Origin of the sequence: Hymenobacter sp. BT188, from assembly GCF_014333585.1 — a bacterium.
In the GTDB taxonomy this organism is placed as follows: Bacteria; Bacteroidota; Bacteroidia; order Cytophagales; family Hymenobacteraceae; genus Hymenobacter.
Genome location: NZ_JACSCW010000016.1, coordinates 1 through 14,217 on the forward strand (window position 1 = coordinate 1; position 14,217 = coordinate 14,217).

Here is a 14,217-nt window from a genome sequence, read left to right on the forward strand (position 1 = left end):
AGCACAAAAAGCCGCGGTTTCTCAGCGGAAATGGACTTTTTTATACTTTTAAGGTTCTGCTTATCTGCTACAAAATAGACGTTCAAAAAAGTCTTACTAGTCTTTTTTTTTATTACTAACCTTATAAGAGTATTATAGGGGCCGTAACTTTCTGATTACCAATTCAAAATAGGGGGCATCTGCTACAAAATAGACGTCAGCTGCTACAAAAGAGACGTGCTGCTGCTACACAAAAGCCGTGTTTCTGCTACAGAATAGACGACTTTTCCACCTATCTGCTACAAAAAAGACGTTGCCCGCATGGATACTACGCCCGAGAAGCGAGTTGCCCAACATAACGCGTTAATCAACGCCCGCTTCAGCCTCGTGCCGCTCCAGATGCGGCTCTTCGTGGCCTTGCTGTCCCGCATTGACTTTGATGACGTGGACTTCAAGGAGCACTTCATCCCCCTGGATGAGCTGGTGTTCGAGCGGCGGGGCGGGTCCGCCTACGAGCAGGTCGATGAGATGTGCAAGGGGCTGGCTTCCTTCACGTTGTACATTGAAGAGCTGGAGGAGAAAACGCGCAAGCGGCGCCGTAAACCCAGCTTCACCTACATTCCCCTGATGGCCGAAGCCGGATACCGGGCTGACTTAGGCGGGGTAATTGCCAGCTTTAACCCTAAGATCATGCCCTACCTGCTGCAACTGCGGGAGAGCGGCAACTTTACCATGGCCGACATGCAGCAGGTGCTGAAGCTCAAGAGCCCCCAGTCCCTGCGCATCTACTGGCTGCTGAAGGAGTATGCCGACTTTGGCCGGCGCACGATGAGCGTGGAGGAGCTGCGCTTTGTGCTGGGCATTGATGAGCAGGAGTATCCCCGCTTCTCTAACTTCAAGGCCCGCGTGCTGGATAAGGCCCAGAGTGAGATCGCGGACACGGACATTCCCTTCACCTATGAGTTGGAGCGGGAAGGGAAAACGGTCGCCCGAATCAAGTTCCTGTTTCAGCAGTTGGCGGCATCTGCTACAAAAAAGACGTTGCCCAAAGCCGCCGAGTGGGCCGAGGCGCTGCTGCAAATTGGGGTCAGCCAGCGCAGTATCCTGACCATTGCCGAACAGCTCGAAAACGACGAGTACGACGTGGATTACATTGCCTTTGTCGTGCGCATCGTGGAAACGCAGTTTCGCAAGGGTAAAATCAAAAAGCCTGCCGGCGCTATTTACAAAGCGTTGATTGATAAGTATTTACTAGCAGACTATACAGCCGCCAAGGCGGCTAAAGGAAACGCCCCCAAGAAAAAGACCTTGGTAACCACCGACCAACCGGCCGAGGTTGCCTTTCGCCTGCGGGAGATTCGGGAGATGTACGACAATCCCGGGCCCTATGCCCAGCGCCAGAAGCGCGCCGAAACCTTCGAGCAGCATCTCCAGCAGGTGTACCTACAGGTGGGATTCCAAGTGGAGCAACGCGACGGGGAAGCGTGGTTAGTCAAGCAGCAATAGACAAGGGGAGGGAGATGCGCGGTAGCAAACGCAACAGCTGAGTTGCTCATTCATTCAGGCAACCTCAAGGTGAAATGTGGGGGCCAATTGGGCAATAACCGGGATTGAATAGCTTTAAGGGTGATGTTGGGGTAAGACTGCCTAGTCTCAACGGGTGAATTTCGCTCAGCGCTTACCTGTGGCGTACGCGTAGTACCTTTAATAGTAAGTAGACCACTGAGCAGAAGGCCGCGCCACAGCGTCAGGATTTGCGTCTATTGATGGGGGTCGTCGCACAGCCCGGAATAGGGGAGATAGCCGCCTACCCTGGGGCGCAGCGCTCGCTGCTTATCTTGTCACCCGAAATGACAACTAACCCGGTGCCGGCATGGATGCGGACGAACTCGCCTTTATGGAAGAAATGCTGGACAATGCCGAGCTGCTCGACTGCGCAAGCTGTGCCGATACCACCCTGCACGCCCACGAGGAAGTGCTGAGGAAATCGGAAACCGTAACGGAGCTACGGATGCGGTGCACTAGGTGCATGAGCTGCCGCACGTGGCTGAAGAGCAGTTAGCACCGGTTTAATGCAGAAGCACAGCAACGAAAAAGCCCCAACGCACAAGGCAGTGGGGCTTTCGGATACGGTAGATGCACCATTATATCATTGTTTTCTGTCGTTACGACGGCCCACGTTGTAGCCGAACACCTCCTTCAGCACTAAGCACCCGAGGTAGCCCAGCACGAACGCGCCGGCCGTGATGCTGGCAAACACAAAGGGGTCAAAAGCCATGAGCATGGGGGGCTTACCGATACTCTTCCTCTTCGTCGTAGTAACGCCGACGGGTAACCGCTTTGCTCATGAAGCTAAAAAAGACAATGATCAGGCTCATGTTCACCGCGAACTGCCCCCAGCTGGGGCCGTAGGGGCTGTAGAGGAAAATGGCCAGGGCCAGGAAAAACAGAAACTTTCTCATCGTTGAAGGTAGAGAAGTAAGCAATAGTTAAATATACGCATTTGGCTGCATCATGGTCAGCGCGTGGCCACGGTGGAGGGGGGCACGCTGAGCACCCGCGCCCGCAGAATATCCTGGTTGGTGATCTTGAGCGCCAGGTGACGGCCCCCGCCCTTTTCAAACAGCTCCACGATCAGCACCTTATCATCCGGGATCGTGAACTTGGGATATACATACACCTGCTCCAGTTGCCTGGTGCCCGGGATGGACGTGAACTGACCATTATAAACGTAGTGCGGGGTTAGCTCCGATTCCTGGATGGCGGTGCGCTTGACTAGTTTTTTGTCGCGCACGGTGAATTTGAGGAAGTCGATATCATAACCAATGTTCGACTTGTTGCGCATCGCTAGCTGAAAGTAGAACAGATCATCGGCCGTGTAGAGGCCCTGCAATCCCAGGACAATCGCATCCTTGACCATGCGGCGCTGGCGAAGCGTCCGCTTTTTGCTGCTTACCTCGGCCGCCGTCGCTTCCACGGAGTGGCGAGGAGCCGCCCTACTGGCCAGGGCCACGGCCCCCCCGCTAGCGCCATTGCCCGCGGTGCCAGCGAAGTTGATGTTGATGACCTTCGGATCCTTCTCGTAGTCCACCAGGAAGGAGTAGAGCTTCCCGTCCGAGGTGAGCACCGTCATGTTGGTCTGGGCGAAGCCGGCCGCGTTGGCTTTGACCTTGACAATGTTTTCCGCCCCCTGGGCTTTGTCGGCGATAATACTCCCACTGCCCAGATCCACGTAGGTGACGGCTGTAGGGAAGATCAGGTGGGTGGTTTTCAGGAAACCCACACCCAGGTGATAGGAGGCAATCAGGTGGTCGGATTCGATGGCCAGATAGGTGAGCGGCTTTTGCGGGGTTACCGCAGGTTTTTGCTGGGCCACAGCAGCCGAACTGAGCAGAGCGAACAGGGCGAGCGAGAAAAGGGGCTTTTTCATTCGTGCAGCAAGAGTTTATAGTTCGCTTTTAAATTGATTTTGACCAGTTTGATTTTGCGGCCCGCCAGCGCCTTACCGGTCTGGATGGCAATGCCCGCCGCCTGTGCCTCAATACTGGGCGACATCGTGAGCAGATCGATGCTGCTGGCGCCGGTGGCCAGACCCTGCTTGGCCGCCTCCCGCTCCACCGAGCCGGGAATATTAAGCCCCTCGCCCCCATCCAGATCGTAGGCCGATAGACTTACGGGCACCAAATTATTCTCGTACTGAATGGAGCTGACCTTGATCGTCAGGCGCTGGCCACTAAGATGGCACACGCCATATACCACCGTATTTTGGGGAATCACCCGCCCCTCGAGCTGCACATCCGAGAGCAGCCGTAGCTTGACCGTTTGGCCCTGCACGACGACCTGATCCGAATGCACCACGGCCGGCACGGCATTGATTGCGGCAGCACCACCAGGGCGGGTACCGGTGCCACCCAGGCTATGGAAACTGTTGCCCTGGGTGGCGGGCTGAGGCGCGGTGTTATCCAGCCGGTTGACCACTGAGACCGGAGCCGCCGCCACCACGGATGGCTTGGGTCTGGCTTTGGGAGCGGGTACCTTGGCGGCCGGCGTCGTTGAGGCGGCGGGCGTGTTCATTGCCTGCAAGCGCTGCTCGTACTGGTGTTTGAGCTGATCCAACTCGCGCAGGCTTTGCTCCAGCTGGGCGTCCTGAGGTGCCGAGGTAGGCGCATAGCTGGGGGCGCCAGCCGAGCGCGTACCTTCCGCATTACTCTTCCTATAGGAAGAGTATTCTCCTTGGCCAGCGGTTTGCTGCTGGAGCTGCTGCAGGCGACTCTGCACAGCCGTTACGTTCGGGTCGTTGTTGGGGTCGTAGCGTTGTGCGGACTGGCCCGGCTGCACGGCGTAGTTCAGGGCATCGGGCGTAGGGGGCTCTTCTCCCACCGGCTGAAAGGCCAGGCCCTGGCGACTGCTATCCAGCGGTGCTTTCGCGGCCGCTAGCTTATCCTCGAATAGCGTGCTGGGGCCAGCCGAAGGCAGCGACAAGTTGAGGCCATTGGCCCCCGACCCGGTCTCGGCCGCGGCTTCCGCCACACCTTTGCCACCCCCACCTAAATAGAAGAGCAGCGTAAAGCAGAGGAGGGTGGGAACCGGAATAAAGGCCATCAACTGGCGCTTGTTGATAAACTCCTGCGTAAGCGGGGGAGGGGTTGCCATAACGGTAGGATTAGCGGCGCTCGGTGCGCAGGTCGATGTTTTCTACGGCCCGCCAGCGCTCCATCAAAAAGCCGTGGGGATTGTTGGCCGAGCGCGAGACGTCGCGCAGGTAACACTCCGAGACGAAGCGGCGGGTGGTCACGGTCGAGGCCCGAATAATGCGCTGCTGGGCGTAGCAACGGGCGTAGTAGGGGTAAACGGTCGCATTGGTACTCACACTATCGACCCGGATATCCTGGCTGATGTTGGCTTGAATCAGGTCATTGTAGTAGCCATTCTCCCGCATATTATCGTAGGCCCGCTGGGCGCTGCCATCGGCCAGAAACAGCGCCTGTTTGACGTTGTGCTCGATGGCTTTGGCATCCGGATCCAGCGTGAAGAACAATTCGTGAAAGCGCTGGACATGGTGGCGGGCCTCGACGGGCCGGTTGTCCTTCACGTTGTGGGAGACCGCGCCCAGCAGGGTGCCCTGATCGAGCACGTAGATGCGCCCTTGAGCTTCTGTGGCTGTTTGCCGGGCCGCGTAGATGGCGTAAGCCGCCACCGAAAAGCAGAGCAGCATGAACAGCAAGGCCAGCGTCTTGATCTGCTGGTAGGCCGAATCGATATTCTTAAGGGATCGGAACATAATCGTAGTCGATGAAGGGTTAACTGTTAAGCAGTCGTGTTCTTGTAGCCCGTTGGGTTGCCCAGGGAAGGCGCTGCCGGCGCCGTGCCCATGGCCCGTCCGACGGCTACCACCCCACCAGCGGCGGCCCCACCAGCGGCGCCTGCTGCACTCGCGGCCATGCTGCCCGCCGTGTTGCCCGCGCGCGTCGCCACTCGGGTAATTCTTTCCATGCCACTGGCGGCCACAATCCAGTTAGCCACTGAAGGCACCGTGAGGTAGCCACAGATGGCAATCACCAGAAAGATCATGTAGCCCATGTCGGCGGCTTCCAGGCCGCCTCCGGACTGAATATGGGCGATGTCTTGGTTTAGCATCATCACTTGAATCTTGGCAATAATGGCCCCGAAGATGTTGGCCACCGGCAGCCACAGGAAGGTGTTGATATAGCGGGAAAACCAGTTAGTCAGCGTGCCCTCGAAGCCGGGCCAGATCGCAAACCCGAAGCTAATGGGCCCGATGATGGAGAGAATGAGCAAAAAGAACGTGCGGATGGTGTTAAGGACCAGGGCCGCTGATTGATGGAGAAGTTCTAGGGCATTGCGCATCCACTCCCGGAAATTCTTCTGCACATCGTAGGACAGACGATCAAAATACAGCGCCGCCTTGCCGCCGAAGTCCAACACGTCCTTTGCCCCCAACTCTTTCTCAAAGGCCTCATCCGACGCATAGGATGCGTTCTCGGGGCGAGCGGCCAGCAGGGCTTCTTTGCGCTCCTGTAACTGGATGATACTCTGATTTTGCCCCCGCACCACCGCGCTGGTTGCGCTCGAAAGGCCTCCCAATACGCCGTTGAGCACACCCAGCATCGCGGGGAAAAAGGTAATCACGAGGCCAATGGCGAAGGGGCGCAGCAAGGGAAACACGTCGATGGGCTCGGCCTCGGCCATACTGCGCCACACCCTACTAGCGATAAAGACCAGGGCGCCCAGCCCCCCTAAGGCCCGTCCCACGTTGATCAGGTCGGCGCACAGGGGCAGCATTTCATTGTAGAGGTTGTCGAGGAGCTGGTTGAGTGATTCAACCGGGATAGAGACTTGCAGTAGCATTAGTTGGGTAGCCCGTAGAGCTTCTTAAGTAATTGTGTTTCTTTGACCAGCCGGCCTTGCTGGGCGGCAATGGCCTGGTTGCGGGCCGTGAAATAGGAGACGAGCTGATACTGGTGGACTATCTTATCCGAGAGCTTGTTGATGAACTTCAGGCGCTGGGCATCGGTCATCTTGGCGGCATCCGGGGTAAGGATGACGGTCAGATCATCGAGCAGCGCCACGTTCTCACTCATCAGCACCGTATAGCCCCGCGCCATGCCCTGTACCTGGGCCGGCGTCAGATAAGGATGTTGCCGCAACTGGGTCATATTCTGCGTGTATAAGTCCAGGATCCGACTTTGGTAAGACCAGATCGTCTGTACCCGCTGGTAGTCTTTGACGACGGAATTGATCTTCAGCAAGCCGTCGTACCATTCCTCGTGCATCGCCGCCGTCTGATCCGTCAACTGCTTAATGACAGCTTGGGTGGTGGTGCCCTTGCGCACGATAGTGTTGCCAATCCCCCGTAGCGTGGTGATGAATCCTTGATGGGTGGCCTGCTTGGTGGCCTGCTTTTCGGCAATGGGTAGCGTCGCCACGAGCTGGGCGCGAACCTCTGGGCGGACTAGTAGAATCAGCAGCAATAACAATAGCTTTCTCATTCCTGGGGTAGCCCGTAGAGCTGCTTGAGGGTTTGTCTATCTATCACCTCTTGGGCCTGCTGATGGGAAATAGCCAGGTTGCGGCGGGTGAAGTAGCTCACCAGCTCGTACTGGTGGGTCACTTTGTCGTCGAGCGCGTCGATTAGCTCCAGCCGTTCCGCGTCCGTCATCTTGGATTTGGCTGGTGAGACGATGGCCGTCAGCTCATCCAGGTAGCCGGCCGACTCCTGAATCAGGGTGGTATAGCCCCGCACCATGCCCCCTACTTGCGCCGGCGACAAGTGAGGATCTTGCTTAAAACGCCCGATGTAGTTCGAGTAAATCGTGATGATGGCCGTCTGCCGCTCGAAGATGTGCTGGACCCGCCGATAGGTGCGCACCGTCTGGCTGACTTGCATCAGGCCATCGTACCAGTTCTTGGCCAGCAACATATTCTTCTCGGTGAAACCCTTGGTCAGCACCTGCTCGACCACGCCGTTGTTGACCAGCGTATTTGCCCGGGTGCTTAAGGCCTTGAGCGTGGCCTGCAAACCGGTCTGAATGAAGTTGGTGCCCTCCAAAACCGGTGCGGAAATGACGGCCTGGGCGTGCGCGGCGGGCGGGCCCATCAGGCAAAGCGCGGCCACGCACAGCAGTATCTGTGTCTTTTTCATACCCTGAATGTGTGTAGTGAGAGGTAGGTGGGCTTAGCTATTCAAGGCCCCAGGTTTCACGCATGTACTTACTATGCTTCTGCTTCTGCTCCCGCTGCGTAATGGCCGCATCGGTCCGTTTGGTGTAATAGCGCACCAGTGCCAGGTGATGGGTTTGCTTGTCTGCCAGGTCCGATACGTACTTCAGCTGCTCGGCCTCGCTCATCGTGGTTTTGCTCGTGGCCAGGGCCGACAGCTCCTGCACCCGGGCGGCGCTTTCGTCAACAAGCTGCTTGTACTTGGCGCTGATACCCTGGGCCTGGTCCGCTGTCACAATGGGGCGTTTCACCAGCTTGGGTTCGTTGATGGCGACCTCCTGCAGGATGGCCGCGTGGGTCTGATAAATACTCTCGGTTTTGGGATGGAGCTTAATTAGGTTGGGCACATCGCTCTGGTACCAGGTATGCACCTCGTTGACATAGGTGGTATTGGTGGTACCCAGCGTCTGCTGAATCGAAGCGGTCACCCGCGCCTCCGCTTCCTTGGAGGCAGCATCCTGCCCGCAGCCGTAGAGCAGAAGGCCGCCAGTGATTAAGAATATAGAGGCTGTTTTCATAAGGATCGGGTGGTAGAGGCAGGTAGGTTATTGTACTTTATAAGTTAAAAGGGTAATAGCGCCGTTCTTATTTTACGCTTGATTTTAGCCAGTCTCGCGTAATTCCCTAGCGAAGGTGTGAATAGCTTCTTCCATGCTCAGGCCGGCCTCTACCTTTTCGAAGAGCCGCATCTTCTCCGTTTGCTCCGTGGTATAGGTCACGTACTCTTCCGTCGATACCTCCACCCCGTACACCTTCGAGAGGCGCCCGCCCAGCGTGATAAAGACTTCGTTGTAGCGGGGGCCGGGGCGGTTGTGGCGGTTAATGGAGAGCACCAGATCTTTCTCCTTATCCGACAAGCTCAGTAGGCGCTGAATGTCCTCGAAGCGACTCAAAAAGTCGCTCATATCCAGCAGGATTTTGCAGTGCGCGTTGTTGATGATCGTATCCTTGACAATCGGGTTGCCAATAATGTCCTCCACCTCCTGCGTGACGACCACGGCTTCGCCGAAGAACTTGCGCACGGTTTTGAACAGGTACTTAATGTACTCAGCCATGTTGGCCGTCGCCAGCGCTTTCCAGGCCTCCTCGATCAGGATCATCTTCCGCACGCCATTGAGTTGCCGCATCTTCTGCAGGAACGTGTCCATGATGATCAGGGTCACCACCGGAAACAGAATCGGGTGGTCCTTGATATTATCGAGCTCGAAGACGATAAAGCTTTCCTGGGTCAGGTTGAGCTGCTGGTCCGAGTTGAGCAGGTAATCGTATTCCCCGCCCCGATAGTAGGGCGAGAGAACGTAGAGAAAATTGTGCAGGTCAAAATCCTTCTCCCGCACCTTCACCGTCTCCAGGTGCGCGCGGTAGGGGCCAGCCAGAAACTCGTAGAAGGTGTTGAAGCTGGGCTTAATGGTGGCATCAGCGGCCAGTAGATCGTAGTACTGGGCAATGGCATTGGAGATGGAGACCGATTCCGATTGGGTAACCTTCTCATCGGCAAACTTCCAGAGCGTCAAAATCAACGTGTGCAGGCTCTGACGCTTCTCCACGTCAGGCCGTCCTTGCACATAAAACGGGTTAAAGCTGATCGGCTTATGCTCTTCGTAGGTGAAGTACACCCCGCCTTTCAGCTCACAGAGCCCTTTGTAGCTGTTGCCAGTGTCCACCAGCAGCACGTGGGTGCCCTGCTCGTGGTACTGGCGCACCATCCCGTTGGTGAAGAAGGACTTGCCACTACCGGAAGGACCGAGCACGAACTTGTTGCGGTTTTTGATGATGCCCTTTTTCATCGGCTCATCCGACAAGTCCACGTGCACGGGCTTCCCACTAAGTCGGTCAGACAGCTTGATGCCGAAAGGCGAAGAGGAATCGCGGTAGTTAGTTTCTACGCTCCACAGGCAGGTGGCGACATCCTCGAAGGTGTAAAAGGTCTCCTCGCTGGGAAAGTCACCGGCGTTACCCGGAATGCCGGCCCAGAACAAGGCTCCGATATCGACCGTGTTGTGGCGGGCCGAAGGGCAGTTGAGCGAGGTGATGGCCGCGCCCACCGTTTCGCGCAGCGCCTTCTCTTCGTGCGGGTTTTCCGTCCAGGCCAGCACATTGGCGTGGGCTCGCACCGACAACTTGCCGCCGCTGTGGGCCTCGTTCAGGAACTGGTCGTAGAATTCCTTGTGGATAGCATTGGGCCGCGAATACAGCGCCAAGGCATTGAGGTTGTCGCGCTTCTTCTCAAAAGACTTCAGCGTCTTTTTATGATCATCGATGAAGATGTACTGGTGGTAGAGATGGTTGACCGGTAGCAGCAGAGCCAGGGGCGCGGCAAACCCGACGTGAAACGGAGAGTTGTCCTTGCTCAGGGGCCCATACGGGCTGTCGGTTGGTAGCGCCGCCGGCAGATCATCCAGCCGGCCCAGCGAGAAGCAACAGCAGGACTTGGCGCCCACCTTCAAGCCGTTGCTGAAGTCAATATCCACGGCCGGGGCCTGATCGCGGAAGTCTAGGCTCAAGTACTTCTCCAGCAACCCCTTCCTGGTTTCCGTGCCGCACAGGTCCTCATCCGTGAACTGGGTACACACAATCCCGGCATCCGCCAGTACGCGCACGACTTGCCCGACCGCCGTGAAGAACTCAGTGAGCAGCTCCTCCTTCATCATGTCTTTAGGCACAATCCTGGCGCGCGACAGCAGCGTTGAGAGGCTGTTCCAGTTTTCGCGGCTGGAGGACGTCTTGGTCAGAAACAGGTAGCTGGTGTGGTTGAGGTAGGGCCGCTCGTGGAAGTACTGCTGGTAGGCGTGCGAGAGCATCGTCGAATCCGGCTCGAATTCCAGCGCATATTTATCCTCTACGAACGCATCGAGCTTGTGCAGCACGCTATGGTTGGGCATCAGCCGTACTATTCGGGTGAAGGCCTCGTGCAGGGACTCGTAGTTGCCCGCCGACAGCGTGAAGATTTCGGGCAGCTTCAGGCGGTAGGCCACGGTCACGTCGGCATTCTTGCTGATCAGGCAGCCTGACTCCACCTTGTAGATGGGCTGCTTTTCCTCCAGCGTGGCGGCCGGTTGCAGTAATTGGCTCATCGGGTCAGGTCTTTAAACAGGCGAGGCGTGCGGTTGACCAGGCGTTGGGGCTGCCGCTGTTTGGCCGTTTGCTTCATCGCCCCGTGCTCCCCGTATTTGGCACTCAGGGCAAACACCCGGGTGACCCAAGCAAACCCACCCCCCAGGGCCAAGGGTAAGGTCAGGTAAGAGTTGAGGCCGGCCACGTGCAGGGCAATAAAGCTTAGAAACACGCCGCCGAGCCCGCCAAGTAGCAGAAAAATGTAGCGGCTGCCCACCAGCCCCTGGAATTCGACGGGCTTGTTCACCCCCTTGTTGAGTGGGTAGTGGCTCATGGCCCTAGAGGAAGAAGGCGCGGAGCACGGTGGCCACCACTACCAGGAAGATGCAGCTGCCGAACCAGGAGGTAGCTACCTTCTGCGTATCCTGGTCGCCCGAGTTCCACTTGGAGAACACCTTGACGGCCCCCACCAGGCCCACGACGGCGCCGATGGCGTAGATTAGGGTCGTGGCGGGCTCAAAGTAGCTGGTCACCTGGGCCGTGGCTTCCTGGATGCCGGCGGCCCCGTTGCCCTGGGCGAGCGAACTGGTAGCGGTGGCCAAGACAAGCAGCGCAGAGCATAACGCTTGAGCCTTCGTGAGGAGGGAACGGCGAGAATGAAAGAGGGAGGGTTTGGTAAGCATAGTGGTAAGAGAATAGCGTGAAAGAAAAAGTGAAAAAAGGCTACTAAAAACGTTAGTTCTAAGCGTGCTCCGCTACCTCGGCGTATGTGGCAGCGGTAAGTTGCTGGGCGCTCTTTTTACGCTGTTGGTAGAAAGCTTCGAGCACCTGGGTACCTACCAGCGCGGGTACTTCCTTCGTCAGCTGCTGCTGGGTTATCTCTCCGGCCGCGGCGCGCTCAAACACGTTGTTGAGCTGGGTCACACTAACCGTAAAATTCTCTTCAAACTCTTCCACCGTCTCTTGCTCTCCCACTGGCACAGGAGGGGCTGAATCGCCAGACTCAGCTTCCGTAAGATTAACGGAATTTCTAATAATAGAATTTTCTTTATTGCCAAAATCATTTCCTTGATTATGCTGGGGTTCTTCGTCGGGTTCTTCGTTGATCTCTCGTTGAGCTTGATCATCGGCTTGGTCGGGAGCCTGAGCCGACACCTTCTCCACGGTTTCTTCTTCCCACACTTCGCCTGGCTCATCGGTGACCGCTTCCGTAGCTGGTGGGGCCTCTTCGTTGGCGGGAGCGAGGTCAGCGGGAGTGGGAAGCACGACGGGCGCTTTCGGAATCAAGGGCCCCCGGTTGAGCAGCGAGGTAGGGGGCATAGGTGAGGCCTGGGCGCCAGCTGCTTTGCCCTTTTGGCCCGCGAACAGGCCCATTACTTCTGCCCGGTAATAGACCAGCGCCATGTACGCGTAGTATATGACGAGCAGGACGGCCATTGTCCCGAAGAACTGGGGCCACGTGATCATTTTAAACATAGCGGTAGCGATATAGGATAAATAGGGGCAAAGCGGTGGCTAGCACCCCTGTTTTAGGGGGTTGTACATCAGTAACTTAAGCAATAGGCGAGGGGGGAGGTTAGATCAGCAGGCGCTTCTTATTCTTCTTTTCCTGCTCGGCCAGGAAGGCGCGAATGTCCGGACCAAAGGTTTCAAAGTGGTGGGTGATGATATTGGCCAGCAGGTCCGCCAGGGGGGTGTTGTCGCTGGCCTGGATGATCGCGCTCAGGGTGCGGTGGGCATCCTCGGTGATATACACTGCCTTATTCTTCTTCTCGCGTCCCCGATAGAGGAAGGTTTCGGCGTAGTCAGCCCGGACGCCTTGCTCCGCCGGGGCCGTTTCTTTTCTTCCCTTTCGTTCGGGCTCTTCCGTGCGCTCCACTTTCAGGCTGGAGGCAGCAGGGGCTATTTCAGGGGCACTGTCGGCCGCGGGTAGAGCTTGCATAGCAGGTTCGGACTCGGGAGCAGAATCGGTTTCAGGCGCGGCGGGTTGACGGTTGCGGGCAAACGAACTGACAAAGGCGTTCACGTCGGGGGCAGTAGACTTGGCCATAAAAGTTAAAAATTAACGGGCCTTGCTTGCCTCGGTGCTAGGGTAGCCTTTGCCGGGGCTTCGGCGGCAAAGAGGATCTGCGACATTTCCTGCACTAGGCCGCTGATACCCAGGTGCATAAACTCCTTGGACAAGGGGAACATGGTCGAGCGCATGCTTTCCTTCTTGTAGTTCACGCTTTGCTCCAGACGGGTAGTCAGGAAAGGAATGTTCTGCTGGGCAAACAGCTCTTCCGTGCGCCGGTAGAACTCCTGCTTCTCGCTCTTCACGTGCTTGTTCCAGAAGGCATAGTATTGCTTCAGCCGGCTGCCGGGCTGACCCTTGGCGAAGGCCTCCAGGGCCGCGGCAAAAGGCAGGGTAGCCTCGACACTCAACACGTCCGCTTCCAGGGGCATGAACACGTAGTCCAGCTGCCGCCACAGCGCCAGCAAGCCCGGGACATTGATGGTGCCTGGCGTGTCAATGAACACCAAGTCGAAGTGTCCGTCCATCTCTTTGGCCACGTCCAAGGCCTCAAGTACCTGACAGCCCACGATAGGGTAGGCCTGAATACCTAGGGCCTGAAAAGCAGCAGCTTTCGTTGGATCGGCCTGCAGTTGGGCTAGCTCTTTCTCGCGTAGCCCCTCCAAGGAATGCTGCGGATAGTCGCAGTCGATGACGGCTACTTTCTCCTTCCCCAAGAAGTGAAAGAGGGAAGCGGCCAGGATGTTGACCGTTGTTTTGCCTACGCCCCCCTTCTGGGATGAGATCGAGATGAACTTGGTCGTGCTCATGGTAGACAAGGAAGAGTAGGGGCGAGAAGGGACGCGACAACCGGCAGCACTTAGCGAAGAAAGCATGTAACTCCTTCACTGTTTACAAATTTATAATTGTAGTTGAATAAACCAACAAATATTAATTTAAAATTGTAAAAAACGATTTTATCGTATATTCGATTTGTTGGGGTTGGCAATACTTGCGCAGCTACATGCATAGTATGCTAGTGGGTTAAATCACTAGGTAGATGGATAGCTATCAGAATGAATGTTTAATGATCAGCTTAGTTAGTTATCAGACTATTGACTTATCAGACTAGTTATTTATCAACCTATCAAACCAACTATTTATCAGACTATCAGAGTATCAAGGAAGGTGGCGGGCAGTTGAAATTGGGTTTAGTAGTGCGGGTGGGCTACGAGTGAGGCTTGTTGAAAAGTATTGTTTTTTCAAGAGTGACTTATCTTATAAAATTAGCTTTTCTATATGTTTCATGTTGGTCAGCAAGCCATGTCTTTGTGCGCACAAACCCGGCGGGTAAGTGCCCCCAATGACTCTGGCGAAATGGACGCAAGCTATTTCCCCTTGTCTTGCCAGACCCCACCTAAGCCGAAGCAGAAATGGAAGTAGAAGCACTA

Annotated in this window: 17 protein-coding genes; 2 read left to right on the plus strand and 15 right to left on the minus strand. The window is 56.4% G+C overall.

Features of this window, described 5'->3' with window-relative positions; genetic code table 11:
- Positions 1-300: 300 nt before the first annotated feature.
- Positions 301-1,485, plus strand: coding sequence for a replication initiation protein (locus H8B13_RS20650; protein ID WP_187312678.1), 1,185 nt, complete (start codon positions 301-303; stop codon positions 1,483-1,485).
- Between the two features lie 367 nt (positions 1,486-1,852).
- Positions 1,853-2,041, plus strand: a complete 189-nt coding sequence (locus tag H8B13_RS20655) for a hypothetical protein (RefSeq protein ID WP_187312679.1) — start codon at positions 1,853-1,855, stop codon at positions 2,039-2,041.
- A gap of 87 nt (positions 2,042-2,128) precedes the next feature.
- On the opposite strand, the gene H8B13_RS21445 is transcribed toward H8B13_RS20655, so the two are convergent.
- From H8B13_RS21445 to H8B13_RS20725, 15 genes are all read right to left on the minus strand, one after another.
- Positions 2,129-2,257 carry a hypothetical protein gene (locus H8B13_RS21445; protein ID WP_261990505.1) on the minus strand — a complete coding sequence of 43 codons (129 nt, stop codon included), beginning with the start codon at positions 2,255-2,257 and terminating at the stop codon, positions 2,129-2,131.
- Positions 2,258-2,270: 13 nt separating this feature from the next.
- A complete protein-coding gene (locus tag H8B13_RS20660) occupies positions 2,271-2,441 on the minus strand; it encodes a hypothetical protein (protein WP_187312680.1) in 171 nt (56 codons plus the stop codon).
- A gap of 56 nt (positions 2,442-2,497) precedes the next feature.
- Positions 2,498-3,409 (minus strand): conjugative transposon protein TraN, encoded by a 912-nt coding sequence (gene traN, locus H8B13_RS20665; protein WP_187312681.1) that lies wholly within the window; start codon positions 3,407-3,409, stop codon positions 2,498-2,500.
- The gene (traM, locus tag H8B13_RS20670) at positions 3,406-4,632 is read right to left on the minus strand and encodes a conjugative transposon protein TraM (protein ID WP_187312682.1); all 1,227 of its coding nucleotides are present in this window, start codon (positions 4,630-4,632) and stop codon (positions 3,406-3,408) included. Before traM ends, traN begins: the two co-directional genes overlap by 4 nt.
- Positions 4,633-4,642: 10 nt before the next feature.
- Positions 4,643-5,260: a conjugative transposon protein TraK gene (traK, locus tag H8B13_RS20675; protein ID WP_222841504.1), complete on the minus strand. Its 618-nt coding sequence runs from the start codon at positions 5,258-5,260 to the stop codon at positions 4,643-4,645.
- Between the two features lie 26 nt (positions 5,261-5,286).
- Complete coding sequence (gene traJ, locus H8B13_RS20680; protein WP_187312683.1) at positions 5,287-6,348, minus strand: conjugative transposon protein TraJ; 1,062 nt, start codon at positions 6,346-6,348, stop codon at positions 5,287-5,289.
- A complete protein-coding gene (locus H8B13_RS20685) occupies positions 6,348-6,989 on the minus strand; it encodes a hypothetical protein (protein ID WP_187312684.1) in 642 nt (213 codons plus the stop codon). The genes traJ and H8B13_RS20685 overlap by 1 nt, the downstream gene beginning before the upstream one ends.
- Positions 6,986-7,642, minus strand: coding sequence for a hypothetical protein (locus tag H8B13_RS20690; protein ID WP_187312685.1), 657 nt, complete (start codon positions 7,640-7,642; stop codon positions 6,986-6,988). Before H8B13_RS20690 ends, H8B13_RS20685 begins: the two co-directional genes overlap by 4 nt.
- A 37-nt stretch (positions 7,643-7,679) precedes the next feature.
- Positions 7,680-8,237: a hypothetical protein gene (locus H8B13_RS20695; protein ID WP_187312686.1), complete on the minus strand. Its 558-nt coding sequence runs from the start codon at positions 8,235-8,237 to the stop codon at positions 7,680-7,682.
- A gap of 84 nt (positions 8,238-8,321) precedes the next feature.
- Complete coding sequence (locus H8B13_RS20700; RefSeq protein WP_187312687.1) at positions 8,322-10,793, minus strand: TraG family conjugative transposon ATPase; 2,472 nt, start codon at positions 10,791-10,793, stop codon at positions 8,322-8,324.
- Positions 10,790-11,107, minus strand: coding sequence for a DUF4133 domain-containing protein (locus H8B13_RS20705; protein WP_187312688.1), 318 nt, complete (start codon positions 11,105-11,107; stop codon positions 10,790-10,792). The genes H8B13_RS20700 and H8B13_RS20705 overlap by 4 nt, the downstream gene beginning before the upstream one ends.
- Before the next feature lie 4 nt (positions 11,108-11,111).
- Positions 11,112-11,456, minus strand: a complete 345-nt coding sequence (locus H8B13_RS20710; protein WP_187312689.1) for a DUF4134 domain-containing protein — start codon at positions 11,454-11,456, stop codon at positions 11,112-11,114.
- 58 nt (positions 11,457-11,514) lie between these two features.
- Positions 11,515-12,249 carry a hypothetical protein gene (locus H8B13_RS20715; protein ID WP_187312690.1) on the minus strand — a complete coding sequence of 245 codons (735 nt, stop codon included), beginning with the start codon at positions 12,247-12,249 and terminating at the stop codon, positions 11,515-11,517.
- Positions 12,250-12,349: 100 nt separating this feature from the next.
- Entirely contained in the window at positions 12,350-12,823 is a 474-nt protein-coding gene (locus H8B13_RS20720; protein ID WP_187312691.1) for a DUF3408 domain-containing protein, read from the minus strand.
- Between the two features lie 5 nt (positions 12,824-12,828).
- A complete protein-coding gene (locus H8B13_RS20725) occupies positions 12,829-13,596 on the minus strand; it encodes a ParA family protein (protein ID WP_187312692.1) in 768 nt (255 codons plus the stop codon).
- Positions 13,597-14,217 lie beyond the last annotated feature (621 nt).